Origin of the sequence: Streptomyces lincolnensis, assembly GCF_021173675.1 — a bacterium.
GTDB lineage: Bacteria > Actinomycetota > Actinomycetes > Streptomycetales > Streptomycetaceae > Streptomyces > Streptomyces lincolnensis_B.
Window position 1 is genome coordinate 146,352 of record NZ_JAIHON010000018.1, and the last position, 16,420, is coordinate 162,771.

General features: G+C 71.5%; 15 protein-coding genes and 1 pseudogene. 7 read left to right on the plus strand and 9 right to left on the minus strand.

Going from position 1 to position 16,420, the window contains the following annotated elements; all coding sequences use genetic code 11:
- Positions 1-242 precede the first annotated feature (242 nt).
- The 4 genes from K4B79_RS40650 to K4B79_RS40665 all read left to right on the plus strand — a co-directional run bounded on the left by K4B79_RS40650 (position 243) and on the right by K4B79_RS40665 (position 4,658).
- Entirely contained in the window at positions 243-890 is a 648-nt protein-coding gene (locus tag K4B79_RS40650) for a hypothetical protein (RefSeq protein ID WP_232032459.1), read from the plus strand.
- Between the two features lie 379 nt (positions 891-1,269).
- Positions 1,270-1,965, plus strand: a complete 696-nt coding sequence (locus tag K4B79_RS40655) for a response regulator (RefSeq protein WP_269464537.1) — start codon at positions 1,270-1,272, stop codon at positions 1,963-1,965.
- On the plus strand, positions 1,962-3,080 hold the full coding sequence (locus K4B79_RS40660) for a sensor histidine kinase (RefSeq protein WP_232032461.1): 1,119 nt from the start codon (positions 1,962-1,964) through the stop codon (positions 3,078-3,080). The genes K4B79_RS40655 and K4B79_RS40660 overlap by 4 nt, the downstream gene beginning before the upstream one ends.
- Before the next feature lie 288 nt (positions 3,081-3,368).
- Complete coding sequence (locus K4B79_RS40665; RefSeq protein WP_232032462.1) at positions 3,369-4,658, plus strand: DUF418 domain-containing protein; 1,290 nt, start codon at positions 3,369-3,371, stop codon at positions 4,656-4,658.
- Between the two features lie 34 nt (positions 4,659-4,692).
- Here K4B79_RS40665 and K4B79_RS40670 read toward each other — a convergent pair whose 3' ends face one another.
- On the minus strand, positions 4,693-5,691 hold the full coding sequence (locus tag K4B79_RS40670) for a LacI family DNA-binding transcriptional regulator (protein WP_232032463.1): 999 nt from the start codon (positions 5,689-5,691) through the stop codon (positions 4,693-4,695).
- Between the two features lie 239 nt (positions 5,692-5,930).
- Here K4B79_RS40670 and K4B79_RS40675 point away from each other — a divergent pair, with 239 nt between their 5' ends.
- From K4B79_RS40675 to K4B79_RS40685, 3 genes are read left to right on the plus strand one after another with little or no spacing between them, the layout of a single operon-like run.
- Entirely contained in the window at positions 5,931-7,301 is a 1,371-nt protein-coding gene (locus K4B79_RS40675) for an MFS transporter (protein WP_232032464.1), read from the plus strand.
- The gene (locus tag K4B79_RS40680) at positions 7,298-8,695 is read left to right on the plus strand and encodes an alpha/beta hydrolase family protein (RefSeq protein WP_232032465.1); all 1,398 of its coding nucleotides are present in this window, start codon (positions 7,298-7,300) and stop codon (positions 8,693-8,695) included. Before K4B79_RS40675 ends, K4B79_RS40680 begins: the two co-directional genes overlap by 4 nt.
- 53 nt (positions 8,696-8,748) lie before the next feature.
- Positions 8,749-9,627 carry a PaaX family transcriptional regulator gene (locus tag K4B79_RS40685; RefSeq protein ID WP_374208578.1) on the plus strand — a complete coding sequence of 293 codons (879 nt, stop codon included), beginning with the start codon at positions 8,749-8,751 and terminating at the stop codon, positions 9,625-9,627.
- Between the two features lie 30 nt (positions 9,628-9,657).
- Here the strand turns inward: K4B79_RS40685 and K4B79_RS40690 are convergent, their stop codons facing one another.
- From K4B79_RS40690 to K4B79_RS40720, 8 genes and pseudogenes are all read right to left on the minus strand, one after another.
- A complete protein-coding gene (locus tag K4B79_RS40690; protein ID WP_232032466.1) occupies positions 9,658-10,170 on the minus strand; it encodes a flavin reductase family protein in 513 nt (170 codons plus the stop codon).
- Entirely contained in the window at positions 10,167-11,402 is a 1,236-nt protein-coding gene (locus K4B79_RS40695; RefSeq protein WP_232032467.1) for an ATP-grasp domain-containing protein, read from the minus strand. The genes K4B79_RS40690 and K4B79_RS40695 overlap by 4 nt, the downstream gene beginning before the upstream one ends.
- The gene (locus tag K4B79_RS40700) at positions 11,399-11,620 is read right to left on the minus strand and encodes an MbtH family protein (RefSeq protein ID WP_232032468.1); all 222 of its coding nucleotides are present in this window, start codon (positions 11,618-11,620) and stop codon (positions 11,399-11,401) included. The genes K4B79_RS40695 and K4B79_RS40700 overlap by 4 nt, the downstream gene beginning before the upstream one ends.
- Positions 11,621-11,654: 34 nt before the next feature.
- Positions 11,655-12,641, minus strand: coding sequence for a TauD/TfdA family dioxygenase (locus tag K4B79_RS48075; protein WP_308280602.1), 987 nt, complete (start codon positions 12,639-12,641; stop codon positions 11,655-11,657).
- Positions 12,642-12,755: 114 nt separating this feature from the next.
- Positions 12,756-13,040, minus strand: a complete 285-nt coding sequence (locus K4B79_RS48870; RefSeq protein ID WP_445276266.1) for an AMP-binding enzyme — start codon at positions 13,038-13,040, stop codon at positions 12,756-12,758.
- Positions 13,023-15,191, minus strand: a pseudogene (locus K4B79_RS40710) (amino acid adenylation domain-containing protein); the annotation flags it as partial. The pseudogene K4B79_RS40710 and the gene K4B79_RS48870, both read right to left, overlap by 18 nt.
- Entirely contained in the window at positions 15,188-16,033 is an 846-nt protein-coding gene (locus K4B79_RS40715) for an FkbM family methyltransferase (protein ID WP_232032470.1), read from the minus strand. The gene K4B79_RS40715 and the pseudogene K4B79_RS40710, both read right to left, overlap by 4 nt.
- Positions 16,030-16,275, minus strand: a complete 246-nt coding sequence (locus tag K4B79_RS40720; protein ID WP_232032471.1) for a phosphopantetheine-binding protein — start codon at positions 16,273-16,275, stop codon at positions 16,030-16,032. The genes K4B79_RS40715 and K4B79_RS40720 overlap by 4 nt, the downstream gene beginning before the upstream one ends.
- Positions 16,276-16,420: the final 145 nt, after the last annotated feature.

Sequence of the window (16,420 nt, forward strand, 5' to 3'; positions counted from 1 at the left end):
CGAACGGACAGTGCGAACCGTCACGTGCGGCCTGCGTCCCTTCGCGATCTGCGAAACTGGGGGCCGATTCACACAGCTCACGGGCAGGATGGTCGGGAGCGGCCTGTTCAGAGGCTGCGAAGATCCTGCGGACAGGTGTTTCAACGCACGTTTCGGCGGGCGGCCGTGGGGGAGGTCACTGACACGATGATCGGGTTGCGCGGCGGGGGCCGCGCGTCCTAGAAAAGCAGTCGGGTGGAGATATGCATCGCGGTGGCGGACTGGGCGAGGGGACTGACGACCTGGGTCCTCGACGTGCCCGGCGGGGAAGGCACCGACGCGACGCGGAGGAATCGAACGAAGCACGTCAGGGACACGTAGTACCGGGTGGGCCGGGTGTGCCGGGTGAGGAGTCCGAGCGGGTCGACCGACGGGTCGAGCAGCTCCGGGCGGGGAGCAGGAATGGTGGTCGGGTGGGGGTGACGTACAAGTACTTCGGCGCGCCGGACGGCGCGACCGCGGCCCGCGTCCCGATCTCGATGCGCCCCGAGGAACTCGGCGGCGACGAGCTCGGCATGAACGGCATGTTCACCAAGATCAAGCCGGAGACCATGGCCGCCATGGTCCTCACCGGCATAGAAGGCGTCCCCCTCCACAAGGTCCCGCCCCTCGAACTCGTCGTCCTCCACCCCGACTACGCCGTCGTCAAACTCCCCATGACCGTCGTCGACCCCCTGCGCGGGATAGGCGAGGAAGCGGTCGGCGCGGCGGCCTTCATCTGGTCGACTGTCCCGGACCGGGGCGGCCCGCGAGACGCGTTCAACGTGTACCAACTGCTGCACGAGTGGCAGGACTTCAGCCACCGCCTGCACGAGGCGGGGCATCAGCCGTACTGTCTGGTCTGGCCGTGACCTGAGGTTTCGTTGGGTGCGGGCGGGGCTTTCGGGTCCCGCCTTTGTCATGTGCCGGGAGGTGCCGTCCGTCGGCCGGGGTGGGGAACAACGCCACCTCCGGTCCGCGTCCTCGGCCGGTCCGCTCCTGACCAAGAAGCTCGGCTTGCCGCCCTGGGCTACTGCGCCTGGGGTCTTCGCCCGGGAGCCGCGGGGAGTCCGCGTGAGGTGTCGTGTCCCTCGGGCCGGAGACCGAGCCGATCATGGACTGTCCGGCGGGCGGCTGTGATGTGCCTGCCGACTGGTGGGTGCTACCCCGCCGTGTGGCTGGAGCTGCCGCTCGTCGGGCCGCGGGGGCTCTGCATGGGCTTTAGGGTCGAGGCGGCATGGGCCGGACGGCATGGACGAAGGTGAGGCGGAGCGCGTGATCCGGGTAGTGGTGGTGGACGACGAGGCACTGGTCCGCTCGGGCTTCGAACTCATTCTGGGCGCCTCGGGGGACATCGAGGTCGTCGCGACCGCGAGCGGCGGCGAGGCCGTCGAGACCGTCCGCCGGGAGCAGCCCGACGTGGTGCTGCTGGACATCCGGATGCCGGACGTCGACGGGCTCACCGTCCTGCGCGAGCTGCGGACGATGCCGGACGCTCCGGTGGTGGCGATGCTGACGACGTTCGACGCCGACGAGTACATCCTGACCGCGCTGCACTGCGGTGCGGCCGGATTCCTGCTCAAGGACACCGAACCGGACCAGCTCGCCCACCTGGTGCGCACCCTGGCCGCGGGCGGCGTGGTGCTCTCCCCCAAGGCCTCGCGGACCCTGCTGCACAGTCACCCCGGCACCGAGAAGGCGGTCGACGAGGAGGCCGCCCGGATCCGCCTGCTCACCGCACGTGAGCGTGACGTGCTCGTTCTGGTGGCAGAGGGCCTGTCGAACGCCGACATCGGGGCGCGCATCCACCTGGGTGCCGGCACGGTCAAGGATCACGTCAGCGCGATCCTCACGAAACTTCGGGTGACGAGCCGGGTGCAGGCCGCGCTGCTGGCGCAGCGGGCCGGACTGCTCGACGAGCACCCGCGGTCGAAGACCGCGCGATGAATCGCGCCCGCGCGCTGTGGGAGCGGGTGCCCGCGCCGGTCGTCGACCTCGTCCTGGTGGTGGCAGCGGCCGTGGACGTGTGGCTGAACCTGTGGGACGACACGCGCGTCGGTGTCGCGCTGGCCACGCTCGGCTGCGTCGCGCTGGCCTTCCGGCGCCGATTTCCGCTCGGCGTGTTCCTGCTCACCCTGCCCGTCGCGCTGACGCAGCCCGTCGCCGTCGCTCCGCTCGCGGCGCTGTTCACGCTGGCCGGGCGTTCCCGCAATCGCCGGCTCCTCGCGGTGTGTGTCGCCCTGATCGCCGTCGCGAACAGCACTCCGTGGCCCCTGGCCGGCCTCACCGAGGTCGGCCGGACCATGACGCTGGTCACCTTCGTGTACAGCCTGGCGACCGCCGCCGCACCGGTCCTCATCGCACAACTCCTCCAGGCGCATCGGGACTTGGCTCGGCGGCTCGTCGAGATCGAGGAGGCCAGGGAACACGAGCGGGCGCTGCACGCCCAGGCCGTGCTCGCCCGCGAACGCGCCCAACTGGCCCGCGAGATGCACGACGTGGTCTCCCACCAGGTCAGTCTGATCGCCGTACGGGCCGGGGCCCTGCAAGTCGCCGCCAAGGACGCGGACGCCAAGGAGGCTGCCCGCACGATCCGTTCGCTGAGCGTGACCACGCTCGACGAACTGCGCACCATGGTCACGCTGCTGCGTGCCTCCGGCGGCCGTGCCACCGAGCTGACGCCTCAGCCCACCCTGGCCGACCTGCGCAAACTGGTGGAATCAAGCGGCACTCACGTGGAGTTGTCGGGTGAGCTGCCGCCCGCCGTGGGCACACCGGCCCAACGGGCCCTCTACCGTACGGTCCAGGAGGCGTTGACCAACGTCCGCAAGCACGCCCCCGGCGCCACCGCTCGCGTCGAGCTGTGGCAGGACGGCGACGGCATCGGAGTGACCGTCACCAACACCCCTCCCACCCGCCCCTCGCTCCCCCTCCCCGGTTCGCAGCAGGGCCTGGTCGGTCTGCGCGAACGAGCCGAGCTCCTGCACGGCACCCTGGACGCGGGCCCGACCACGGAGGGCGGCTACCGGGTACGGCTGCGGATTCCCCTCGGCGCGGACTGACCGACCCTGCATGCTGTTCCGCCGGCCTGCGTTCGGTCTGCGTTCGGTCTGCATTGGTCTGCTTCGGTCCGCATCGGCTTGCTTCGGTCCGCATCGGCTTGCGTCGGTCCGCATCGGTTTGCCTCGGCTCGCGAGGCCCGCTCGTGGTCCGCGGTCGGCGAGGGAAGGGCTGGACGCGCCGGTCGGGGCCGTGCCCGCCGGTCGGCAGGGCGGTACCCGCCGGTCGGCGGGGGTGCCACCGAAGTCTGCCGGATGGTCCGCCCCTGGCATCCACGCGAGGTTCTTCGTATGACAAAGTCGCAGCCGCTGCGGGAGACGCCAGCTCCGCAGGAGAACTCGCCTCCACCGCCCCGCACCTCCCCCGAGTCCGCCGCGCCGGCCTCACCCGGCCCCTTGATGGGACGCCTCGTCGGGGTGGACCTGGCCCGCGCGCTGGCGGTGTTCGGCATGTACGTCGTGCACATCGGCCCCCCGCTGTCGGCCACGAGCGGCGTCGCCAGCTGGATCCGGTACATGTCGGACGGTCACTCGTCGGTCCTGTTCGCCACCCTCGCCGGGTTCTCCCTGATGCTGCTCGCCGGCCGCCGCGAGCCCAGGACCGGCCTGGCCGGCCGGCAGGCGAAGGCCCGCATCGCGATCCGCGCCGTGGTCCTGCTGGCGCTGGGCACCGTGATGGCGGTGGAGTACGGGGGAGTGATCATCCTCGGCTTCTACGGTGTCTACTTCCTGCTCGCCCTGCCCCTGGTCCGCCTGCGGGCCAAGACCATCGCGATCATCGCGGCCGCGTTCGCCCTGGTCACACCTCAGCTGGCGTTCGCCCTGACCTCGCTGCTGACCCCGTCGGTCCAGCAGAGCATCAACGCCTACGACCCGCTCCGCCACCTCAGCGAGGTAGGCGTGCTCGATCTGCTGCTCACCGGCTTCTACCCGGCGCTCACCTGGATGTCGTTCGTGATCGCGGGCATGGCGCTGGGCCGCCTCGACCTGTCCTGCGGCACTGTCCAGAAGCGCCTGACCGCCTTCGGTGCCGCCCTCACGGCGGCCGCGTACGGCATGTCCCTGCTGCTGGCCGGCCCCGGCGCGTTGCGGAGCACCGCCGAAGGCGGGTCGTCGTCCGGCGGCTCCGGGTCGGCGTCCTTCGGCAGCATGCCGTCGTCCGGCGGCTCCGGGTCGATGCCGCTCGACGGCGGGTCGTTCCCCGATATGCCGGCGTCGTCGCTCCTGGCGGCCGGGCCGCACAGCGGCACCACGTTCGACATCATCGGCAGCCTTGGAGTCGCGATCCTCGTGATCGTGGGCGCGACCGTGCTGATGGACCGTCTGCCCCGACTGCGCCGCCTGGCGAAACCGGTCATCGCTGTGGGCACCATGTCCTTGACCGCCTACGTCGGCCACTTCGTCGCACAGTCCGTGTTCTCCACGCCTGCCGGGACCGGCACCCAGCAGTCCTGGACCCCGCTGATCATGTACGTCCTCGGGGCGATCCTGTTCGCCACCATCTGGTCCCGTTTCTTCCGGCGAGGCCCCCTGGAGTACCTGCTCAACCTGGCCACCAAGCCGGTGAAACACATCCGCTGAGACCCGGCCGGGACGGGCGCCCTGCGACCGGCTCTCAGCCCCGCCGGTCTTCGGATCCGCCCTCGCGTCCGCCGCCACGCCCGCCCTGAGGCGCCGGCGGCGGGGCGGTCGTCCCCCGTGGGATCAGGTGTGTGGGCAGGACGATGTGCCGGCCGCGGTCCGCCTCGGGGTCGTTGAGGAGTTCCAGGGCGAGTTCGGCCGCGGCGCGGCCCATGTCCGAGGGGGACTGGGCCACGGTGGACAGGTCGAGCCATTCGGCCATCAGCTGGTCGTCGAAGCCGAGGACGGAGATCCGTTCGGGTACCTCGACCTGCACCGCGCGCAGGGTCGAGATGACGGAGGCGGCCAGTTCGTCCTGCTCCGCGAAGACCGCCGTGGGCGGTTCGCGCAGGCTCAGCAGGCGGCCGATCGCCTGCGTGGTGCCGCGCTTGTCGCGGGGCGGGGTGGTGACGACCAGGTCGTCGTCCAGCGGGATGCCCGCCTCGGCGAGTGCCTGCCGGTAGCCGAGGAGGCGCTCGCGTGAGCTGAAGCTGAAGCCGCGGGCGTTGGTGGTGTGCGCGAAGGCGATCCGGCGGTGGCCGAGGTTGATCGGATGACGGGTGGCCCCGCAGGCGCCGGCCACGTCGTCGACGTAGACGCTGGGACGGCCCTCGACGTGCTGGCTGATGTAGACGACCGGCATGGCGAGGTCGTCGAGCCGCGCGGTCTCCTCCTCGGTGAGGTCGAAGCAGAAGACCAGCAGCGCGTCGGCGTTGCGCCGGGCCGGCAGGCGCTCGAAGAACGCGGCCCGCTCGGCCAGATGAGGGACCACATACACGGTGAGTTCCATGCCGGCGCCGCGCAGCAGCGGGCCCAGGCTGGACAGTGCCGATCCCATGAACCACGAGTCGAGCGTGGGCATGAGCACAGCCATGACGCCGGTCCGGCCGGTGACCAGGCTCGACGCCTGCCGTGAGACCGCGAAGTTCAGCTCGCGAGCGGCCTTCTCGACCCGGGCGCGGACCTCCGGTGAGACCGATGTCGGGCCGCGCACGGTGGCGGGGGGCCTCCCCGCGCCTGGGCCCGCAGCCTGCTGCCGGGCACACCCCCAGTTCCGCCCGTCCGCGCACGAGCGGGAGAGCCAGGTTTCTGCCTGGGAAAGAACCTGCCCCCTCACACCCGTGCGGACGCTCCCTGTCGGGATCGACAGCTTCAATGTTGTGCACTTTCTTGACGACAGTGCGCGTAGCGCCTAACTTCGCGGTGTCCTTCCCCCGGTCAAGGGAGACCGCGATGCCCCCGTCCCCCGTCGCATCAGAACGCACCCGCTCGGAACAGAACCGCCAACTCCGCCGAGTCGCCCTCTCCGGTCTGCTCGGCACCGCCGTCGAGTTCTACGACTTCCTCGTCTACGGCACGGTCGCCGCGCTCGTCTTCGGCGAGCTGTTCTTCCCGGGCGCCGATCCCGCCGTGGGCACGATCGCCGCGTTCGGCACCTTCGCCGCCGGGTATGTGGCCCGTCCGCTCGGCGGGATCCTGTTCGGGCACTTCGGCGACCGGCTCGGCCGCAAGTCGATGCTGCTGCTCACCATGGGCCTGATGGGCGCGGCGAGCTTCCTCGTCGGGCTGCTGCCCACGTACGACGCGATCGGCGTGTGGGCGCCGGTCCTGCTGATCACCCTGCGGGTCGTGCAGGGCCTCGCCATCGGCGGGGAGTGGGGCGGCGCCACACTGATGGTCGTCGAACACGCCGGAGAGCGGCGCCGCGGCCTGTGGTCCAGCTTCACGCAGATGGGGGCCCCGCTCGGCTCCCTGCTCTCCACGGCCGTCGTCGCGCTCGTCGTCACGCTCCCCGAGGACGAGTTCGCGGCCTGGGGCTGGCGGGTGCCGTTCCTGCTGAGCGTGGTGCTGCTCGGCGTCGGCCTGTTCGTCCGCCTCAAGGTGGTGGAGAGCCCGCTCTTCGCCGAGGTCAAGCAGGACCGCGCCGAGTCCCGGCTGCCGATCCTCGACGTACTACGCCGCCCGCGCCCGCTGGTGCTGGCCTGCTGCGTCGGCATCGGCGCCTTCACCGCGCAGTCGCTGCTGACGAGTTACCTGATCTCGTACGCCACCGGCATCGGCTACGCCCGCCCCCAGGTGCTGACCGCGCTCACGGTCTCCGCCGCCGTCGCCCTCGTCGTCCTGCCCTGCGCCTCCGCGCTCTCCGACCGGATCGGCCGCCGCCCGGTCGTCCTGGCCGGCGCGATCGCCTCGGCCGCTCTCGCCTTCCCGGTGATGGCGCTGGTCGACTCGAAGTCGCCGGGGCTGCTGATCGTCGCCGTCGTCCTCGGCCACGGCATCGCCCAGTCCACGATGTACGGCCCGCTGGGCGCCCTGCTCAGCGAGATGTTCGGCACCAAGGTCCGCTACACCGGCGCCTCCCTCGGCTACCAGGGCGCCACCCTCGTCGGCGCCGGCTTCTCCCCGATGATCGCCGGCAGCCTCGTCGCCGGGAGCGGCACCGGTACGCCCGTGGCCCTGCTGCTGTGCGGCGGCGCGGCCGTCACCGCGCTGACCGTCCTGTTCGTACGCGAGACCAGCAGGGCGTCCCTCACCGAAGCGGACACCGACCCCGACACCGCAGGAAACTCCAACGCCCCCCACACCGAGGAGATCTCAGCATGACGACCGGCACCCGAACCCGCACCGCACGTCGTACGGCCTGCGCCGCCGCGCTCCTGCTCGCCCTCACCGCCGTGCCCACCTCGGCCGTCGCGGCCCCGGCGGACCCGGTCCACGTCGAGGGCCGGCTCCCCTCCGGTGCCACGTACGCGATGGACGTCCCCGCGTCCTGGAACGGCACCGTGCTCCTCTTCAGCCACGGCTACAACCCCGGCCCGGCCAACCCCGCCGCGAACGGCCCGGACGAGGCCACGAAGTCCCTTCTCCTGAAGCAGGGTTACGCCCTCATCGGTTCCTCCTACGCCACCACCGGCTGGGCCGTGACGGAGGCCGTCCCCGACCAGCTCGCCACCCTCTCCGCCTTCACCGACCGCTTCGGCGCGGCCTCCCGCACCATCGCCTGGGGACGGTCGTACGGCGGACTCGTCACGACCGCGATCGCCGAGCGGCACCCGGAGCGCATCGACGGGTCGATCTCCCTGTGCGGTCTGGTCCACGGCGGGGTCGCCAACTGGAACAACACCCTCGACCCGGTCTTCGCGCTCAAGACGCTCCTCGCGCCCGGCGCCACCATCCCGCTGGTGAACCTCCCGGACCAGAAGACCGCAGCCGACGCGGCGAACACCCTGACGGCCGCGGTCGACTCGGCGCAGTCGACACCGGCCGGACGGGCCCGGATCGCCCTGGCCGCCGCGCTGCACAACATCCCGGGCTGGAACGATCCGGCGCAGCCGCGGCCCGCCCCGACGGACTGGGACGCGCAGCAGGCGAACCAGTACACGGCCGTGAAGGGCCTGGTGAAGTTCCCCGCCTTCAGCTGGCGGCAGGAGGCCGAGACCCGCGCGGGCGGCAACATGTCCTGGAACACGGGTGTCGACCACGCGCGGCTGCTGGGCCGGTCCGCCGTCCGCGAGGAGGTCACCGCGCTGTACAAGAAGGCCGGCCTCTCGCTGAAGGGCGACCTCGCCGCCCTGAACCGCGCGCCCCGGATCGACGCCGACCCGTCCGCGGTGCGGTGGATGAGCGCCACGAGCTCCTTCACGGGCCGGCTGACCAAGCCCCAGCTCTCCGTCCACACCACCGGCGACGCCCTGGTCCCCGTCCAGACGGAGAGCGCCCTGAAGCGGGCGGTCACGGCGGCCGGCCGGACCTCCCTGCTGCGTCAGGCGTACGTCGAGAACGCCGGCCACTGCACCTTCAGCCCCGCCGAGCAGCTGGCCGCCGTGCACACGCTGGAGGAGCGGCTCACCGCCGGCCGGTGGGTCGGCACCGACCCCGGTTCCCTCAACTCACGGGCCACGGCGGCCGACCCCACGACCCCCACCCGTTATGTGTCGTACCGGCCGGCCCCGTACCCGCGCCCGTACGACCTCGCCCACCCCGCCGACGGCAGGTGATGCCCGTACGACCGCCCGCCGCGCCCGGGGCGGGCGGTCGTACGCTGTCCCCCGTGGAGGACGACGACATCCTGGACACCTCGGACAACGACGACGCCGTGGACGGTGACGCCCCGGACGGCGGCCCCGCGCCACGCCCGCAGTCGCTCATGCTCGCCTTCTTCGGCAACCACGTCCTGGACCAGGGCGAGGTGTGCGTGTACTCGGGCAGCATCATCGACGTGCTCGGCCGGGTCGGGGTGGGGGAACAGGCCGTACGCTCCACCCTCACCCGCATGGTCAACCGCGGGCTGCTCCGGCGGCAGCGCGAGGGCCGCAAGATGTTCTTCGGCCTGACCCCGCAGGCCGTGCGGGTCCTGGAGGACGGCCGCACCCGCATCTGGACCCAGGGTGCCGTCAACGACGACTGGGACGGCTTCTGGACCCTCCTCGGCTTCTCCCTCCCCGACTCCTGGAAACGCCAGCGCCACGACCTGCGCTCCCGCCTGACCTGGTCCGGGTTCGGCGCGCTGTACAGCGGGCTGTGGATCGCGCCGGGCCACGTCGACGTCTCCGCCGTGGTCGAGGAACTGGGCCTCACCGCCCACGTGAAGATCTTCCACGCCCGCGCCGCCGAGGTGACCGACATCGAGCAGATGATCCGCGACACCTGGGACCTGGAGTCCATCGCCGCCCGCTACGTCACCTTCGACAAACGCTGGACCGCCCACCTCGGCACCGCCCCCACCGACGACCCCATCGGCACCCGCCTCCGCCTCGTCAGCGAATGGCTCTGGACCATCCGCACCGACCCCCGCCTCCCCGCCCGCCACCTCCCCCCGGCCTGGCCCGCCCGTCCCGCCCAGGAAACCTTCCACCACGTCGCCGAACTGACCACGTCCCCGGCCGGCTCAATGGCCCGGGACCTGCTGGAGACGGTGCGGTTGCGGTAGGGGTGCTCGTGCAGCAGGAAGCGGACGCCCTCACACCCCGCCCACGGGCGCGCGGGTCGGCAGGGACGGGGAGGTGTAGTCGCCTCTGCCGTAGAGGAGGGGGTTGCGGGGGTAGACCGCGCTGCCCTCGATCCGGCCCACGACGATGCGGTGGTCGCCGGCGGGCTGGACCTGGACCACCTGGCACTCGGCGTAGGCGAGGGCGACGTCGGTGAGGATCGGCGCCCCGCCGGCGACATCCGACGGCCGCCAGCGCACGTGGTCGAACTTGTCCGGGTCCTTGCCGGCGAAGACGCGCGAGGCCGTCTCCCCGGTGCCGGAGAGGAGGTTCACCACGAAGGAGCGGCTGGAGAGGATCGCGGGCAGCGTCTGGGAGGTCTCGTCCACGCAGACCAGCAGGAGCGGCGGGGTGGCGGAGACCGCGCAGGTGGCGGTGCAGGTGAATCCGCGCGGCTGCCCGTCCGCGTCGGCCGCGGTGACGATCGCGACCTGTGCCGGGAAGGAGCCGAAGAGCTCGCGGAACTGCGGTGGGGTCACGGTCACAGCAGCTCCCGTTCGATCTCGCGCAGCAGCTTGTAGCTGTTCTCGATCTCGACCGGGTCCCGGTGGACCAGGAACACCACCCCCGGTGAGGAGTTGAGGTCGACCGTCGGCCGGGTCATGGTCCCCTCCGGCTTGCGGAAGCGGATGCTCTGGAACGCCGGGAGCTGTTCCAGGGCCTTCTCCAGGGCGCGCGCGGGCAGCGGCAGCTCGCGGTGGGCGAGGAGGTTGACGCAGCGGGCGGACTCGTGGCGCTCGTAGCGCCGGGGCCGGCCGCGCAGCCGTACCGCGTCCGGGGAGTGGCAGTCGAGGGTCAGGGTGACCTGGTCGGCGCCGGTGCAGCGGTGCAGGGCGGGCGGGTTGGCGAGGCCGGACAGCCGGGCACCGGTCTCCAGGAGGCGGGGGCCGTCGGCGGTGAGGATGAGCTCGGTGTGCGCCGGACCCTCGGTGACCGCGAGACCGTCGAGGACCTCACCGACGTAGGAGAGGATGCCGTCCAGCTCCGGGGCGTCCGGGGCGAGCAGGTCTTCGTAGTCGTAGACGAGCCGCTTGCCGGAGGTGACCCGCTTGCGGCTGATCCAGGCGTCGGTGAACCAGTGCCCGCCGTCCCGGCTGACGCTGTTGACGACGTACTCGTCCCCGGCGAGGTGCTCCTGGATCAGCACCTCCTCGTTGGCGCTGAGCATCAGGTTGGTCTTGCCGATGCCCGCCCGGAACGCGGCCGCGACCTCCTCCTCGGTGTCGCAGGTGTACACGTCCTCGGAGCCCGCGCTGTCGAGCGGCTTGACGACCACCCGGTCCAGGCCGGAGGCCCGCCACCAGTCGAGGAGTGCGGCGAGGTCGGATCCGCGCTGCTGGCGCGAGGTCGGTACGCCGGCCGCCGCGAGCACCTCCATCATGCGGAACTTGTCGCGTCGGGCCGTCGACAGCGCCGGGTCGTTGCCGCGCAGACCGAGCCGGCTCGCGAGTTCGTCGGCGACCTCGATGCCGAACTCGCTGGCCGCGATGACGGCCCGCGGCCGAAGGGCACGCAGATGCCGTACGACGTCCTCGGCGTGGCCGGGGTAGGTGAGGTCCTCCGCGAAGACCTCGGCGGGCAGGCTCGCGGCGAAGGTCTCCGGCAGTGCGGCGCGGGAGCGGACGTGGACGATCCGGTGGTCGGCCGCGGCCATGCGGGCCAGCATCGCGCCCGTCGTGAGCGCGTCCACCAGGACAAGGGTCGGACGGGCGCTCATCGAGGCTCCACCGCCGCGAGCCGCCGCCTCGGGCGCAGGCCCGTCCAGTCCCGCTCGATCCGGGCGAGGCACTCCTCGCGGGTGCCGGGCTCCGAGGCGGTACGCCAGCCCGGGGGCACCGGCCGCCCGTGCCACCACAGGGAGTGGTGGCCCTCGTCGTTGACGACCACGACGAAACGCTCGACCAGATCCTCGGCTTCCGCGCCTGCTGTCGTCATGTCGCTGTTCCCCCTGTCATTCAGAGCTCGGTGTTCAGACCAGGACCGGGCCGTTGTCCGCCCGGTGGGGGCGGCTGAGGCGGTTGTCCAGGTGGACGAAGATGCGGTGCAGCCAGCGGTCCCGGCCGTCGTAGCGGGGGACGAAGTCGGTACGGCCGTGCACGACCAGGCGGTTGTCGAGGAAGACCAGCTCACCGGGGGCCAGCACCAGCGACTCGGAGGTGGCGAGCATGGTGTCGCGCAGCCGGGTCAGGGCGTGGCCGGCCTCCTCGTCGAGCGCCGAGGTGGCGTTGAAGTCGACGCGGAGGTCGGGGTCCTCGGAGCTGCCGCCCAGCACCGGGTGCGGCTCGGTGCGCTCGGCGGAGCGGAAGGAGGGCGGCGCCTCGGTCACGAAGCGGGGCGCTTCCAGGATCTTGCGGTCCGCCTCGTCGATCCGGCCGAGGACGCGGCGGACCGAGCAGACCTGGGTGCCGGCCGTGCCCTCGTGGTCGGAGCGCAGGCACAACAGGCCGACGTAGTGCGGGCGGTGGGGGTGGAAGGCGTTCTCGATGTGGAACTCCAGCGGTACGGAACCGCCGTTGCTCTGCGAACGGGCCAGCGAGGGGACCGGCACCACGTTCTGCACGAGCGCCCCGAACTTCTCGTCCCGGTAGGCGATGACCTCGCCGAGCTGCTGCCCGACCAGCATCGCCACGGCGGCCGGGACGGTGGCGGCCCGCTCCACCGAGTCCGGCACGCTCGGGGTCTCCGGCAGCAGGTCGCCGTCGACGGGGAGACCCGCCAGGCACAGCAGGCCGTCGGAGCCCGCGTCGCTGCGGTACTGGCGGATCCGTTCGAGCAGGCGCAGGGGCAGCCGGCAGCTGAGCCGCCGCGCCTCGGCGACCCAGGCCTCCTCGTCGACCAGGCCGGAAGCGACCCGGCGCAGTTCCTCGGCCAGGGCACGCACCTCGGCGCACTCGTCGACGGTGAGGTCGAGACGGAACGGGATGGCGGTATCGACTGATATGTCAGCGATGGACACGGTTTTCGCCTCTCGTGTGTTCGGCACGGGCTGGAAGCAGACACCTGGGGCGGCCGGGACAGCCGGAGCAACCGGGGGCGACCGGGGCAACCGGCTGTGGGACGGCCGTGCGGGTCAGAGCAGGCTCTGCAGCGCGCGCGTGTCGACCTTTCCGTTGGTCGTCAGCGGCACCTGGTCGATGGCGACGAAGTGCGCGGGGATCATGTAGCCGGGCAGGACGGCCGCGAGGTGGTCCCGCAGCTCGGCGGGCTCCGCGCGCTGTCCGTCCGCGGGGATCACATAGGCGGCCAGCGAGCGGGAACGGGTGGTTCCCACGGCGATGACGACGGCCTCGGCCACGCTCGCGTGGTCCCTCAACCGGGCCTGGATCTCGCCCAGTTCGACCCGGTAGCCGCGGATCTTGACCTGGTGGTCGACGCGGCCGAGGAACTCCAGCGAGCCGTCGGCCCGCCACCGGGCCCGGTCGCCGGTGCGGTACAGGCGGGCGCCGGGGGCGCCGAACGGGTCGGGCAGGAACCGCTCCGCCGTCAGCGCCGGGCGGTCCAGATAGCCGCGGGCCACGCCCGCCCCGCCGATGAAGACCTCACCGGGGACGCCGACGGGCACGGGCTCCAGCCGGTCGGTCAGCACGTACATCGTGGTGTTCGGGATCGGTGCCCCGAGCGGGATCAGCTCCGTCGCGGGCGGCTCGGCGAGCGTCTCGCCGGAGTTGCCCACGGTGATCTCGGTCGGCCCGTACTCGGTGGCCACGGCCGTTCCCCCGGGTCCGGCGAACTCGATCCAGCGGCGCGCCAGTTCACTGGTGAACGCGTCCCCGGCCGCGATGACGAGCCCGGCGAGACCGTGGATCTCCTCGGGGGTCAGGTCGTAGCTCAGCAGGTCGAGATGGCCCGGCGTCATCTTGATGAAGCTGTACGGCGCTCCCGCCGCGAGCTGGTCCCCGAGGTCGGCGGTGTCCAGCGGATCGGACAGCAGGTGCACGGGCTGCCCGGTCAGCAGCGGCGCGAACAGGCTCGGCATCCCCAGGTCGAACGAGATCGACGAGAACACCGGCGCCCCGCCGGTACCCCGCGCCGCGTACGCCTCCGCCGTCCACAGCAGGTAGTTCGCCAGCCCCGCGTGCTCCACCATCACCCCCTTGGGGTTGCCGGTGGAACCCGAGGTGTAGATGACGTACGCGAGAGACCGGGGGTCCGCGGGCGGCGTGCCGAGCGGCTCCGGCGAGCACGCGTCGATGACCTCGCGGTCGCGGTCGAGGAGGACGAGGGCGAGGTCGAGGTCGGTCGGCGGGCTGTCGTCCCCGGCCGACGGGACAACCGTTTCTGCGGCGCGCCGGCCACCGGCGCTCACGACGGAAGCTGCGGTGTCCTCAGCGGGAGCGGTGTCCTCGACGGTGAGCGGCCGCAGGGCCGCCACATGGGCGGTCTCGCTGACCACCAGCTCGCAGCCCGCCGCGGTGATCATGTGCCGCAGGCGGTCGGCCGGCAGGGACGGGTCCAGCGGGAGATACCCCGCGCCGGACTTCCACACGCCGAGCAGGGCGGGCAGCAGGTCGGGGGTGCGGCGCAGGCAGACGCCGACCAGGGTGTCGGGACGAGCGCCCAGGGCGGTCAGCCGACGGGCGATCCGGTTGGCGCGTGCGTCCAGTTCGCGGTACGACAACTCGGTGCCGGCGACCCGCACGGCCGGCGCGTCCGGCGTCCGTGCGGCCTGCGCCTCGATCAGCGCACCGACGGTGAGCACGCCACGGTCCGCGGTCGCGCCGACGCTCCACTTCCCGAGCAGCGACTCCCGGTCACCGGGGGCCAGTCGGGCGGCCTGCGCGTCCCCGTCGGGGTCGGCGGCCATCGCCTCCAGCACCTCGCGGTACATCGCGCGGAGGCTCTCCGGATACGGCGGGGTGATGGCGGCGGCGGGCATGGTCAGGGTCAACCGCGTGTCGTCCACGGCGACTTCGAGACCGTAGGCGACGTCCGCGGCGCGCGTGGCGGCGTCGGTGACGAACAACACGCGCTCGCCGTAGGCGACCTCGTGGGCGGAATCAGAACCGGACTCGGACTCGGAACCGGACTCGGACTCGGAACCGGACTCGGACTCGGACTCGGAACCGGGCTTGGGCTCGACGGACCCGGACCCGGCTTCGACCCCGGCCCCGGAAACCCCCGCGCCCGCGCCCACACCGGTATCCACACCCGCGCCCCGCACCGCCTTGGCCACCCGCAGCACCAGCTCCTGCCAGGTCGCCGCGGTCCGCAGGACAGGCAGCCGCCGGACTCCGGTGCCGAGGTCCACCTCGGTGTGGCGGTCGTCCGCCTCGCCCAGCATGCTCAGCACCTTGACGTGGGCGGCGAGCAGCACAATCACCGGCTCGGTGCCGCAGATACCGGCGAGCGCGCTCAGCCCGCCGACGAGATCCCCGTACTCGACCCGCTCGACGTACGCGGCAGACGCGTCCCGCGCCCCCTCACCCTCACCCGGCGCCGCGCGCCAGGCCGTGGGCAGTCCGAACTCGGCGGTTCCGGCGCCCACTCCCCCGTTGGCCGAACTCATGGCGATACTCCCTCCTCACGGGAGGCGAACACGTTGTACACGCTGGTCCCCCGGTACTCCTCCGGCTGCTCGACCACGGTCGTCATCCCGCGCGCGGCGAACAGCTCGGTGACCTCGGCCAGTTCGCCGTTGTCGTCCTCGACCTCGACGGCCGCCTGGGCGATCCGGGGCCACAGCGAGTCGCCGATGCCCTTGAGGACCTTCACCTCGAAGCCCTCGACGTCGATCTTCAGGAAGTCGATGCGGTCGATGCCGAGCTCCGCCGCCACCGTCTCCAGCCGGTCGATGCGGCAGGACACCCGCTCCACCGCCTCGAAGCGGCCCTCGATGAGTTCGTCGGCCTCTTCGAGCACCAGCTCCCGGCGCTCCTGGTCGAGAGTTTCCGCGATGTTCCCGATGTACGACTTGACGAGCGCGCGATCCACTTCGGGATCCGCGTCGAAGCCGGACATCATCGAGTACTGCGGATAAAAAGTGAGCTCGCGGGTTTGCGGGGCATCCCCGAGGGCCATGTTGAAGACGGAGACGTTCGCCAGTCCGCCGACGTTCTTGTGCAGTGCGTCGAACGTGCGCGGAACGGGCTCGAAGGAGAACACCCGAGCATCCGGAAAGTTCGTCGCCATGAACAGCGCGAACATTCCTATGTTGGCACCCACATCGACGACAACAGGCTGCTCGGGAAACCGAAAACCCTCCGGCGGCACATATGACTGGTCCTCGAATATCTCTTTGTAAAGATACTCGGTCTCACTGCGGTTGAGCCCATGCACGGACAATCCGTTGGGCAGGGTCCGCAGATCGGTCGACTGCTCGGTCGACTGCTCGGCCACCTGGTCACTCACGCGGCATCGCTCCTGGTCAGGCTAGCAGCCAGAAGGGCCGGCGTGGGATTGCGGAACACCGCCGAACTGCGGAAACCGATCCCGCGCCTACGCGCCGCGGCTACCACGTCCACGACCTTCAGCGAATCACCGCCGAGATCGAAAAAATTGTCGTCAGGACCTACATCGACACCGAACAACCCCCTCCAGATGTCCCGTATCTCGCGCTCGATCTCTTCACCCGACAGGTTGCTCTCGATCACGCCACGGACCGTAGCACGGGGTTAACGGAACGGAAAAGGGATGGTCTCGAATCATGAGACACGCCACATCGAGTCCGTTTTTTCCGCGTCTCGGTCCTTTTCTCGCACTGGACATCTCGAGTTACCTCTGCGATATCCTCCGGCG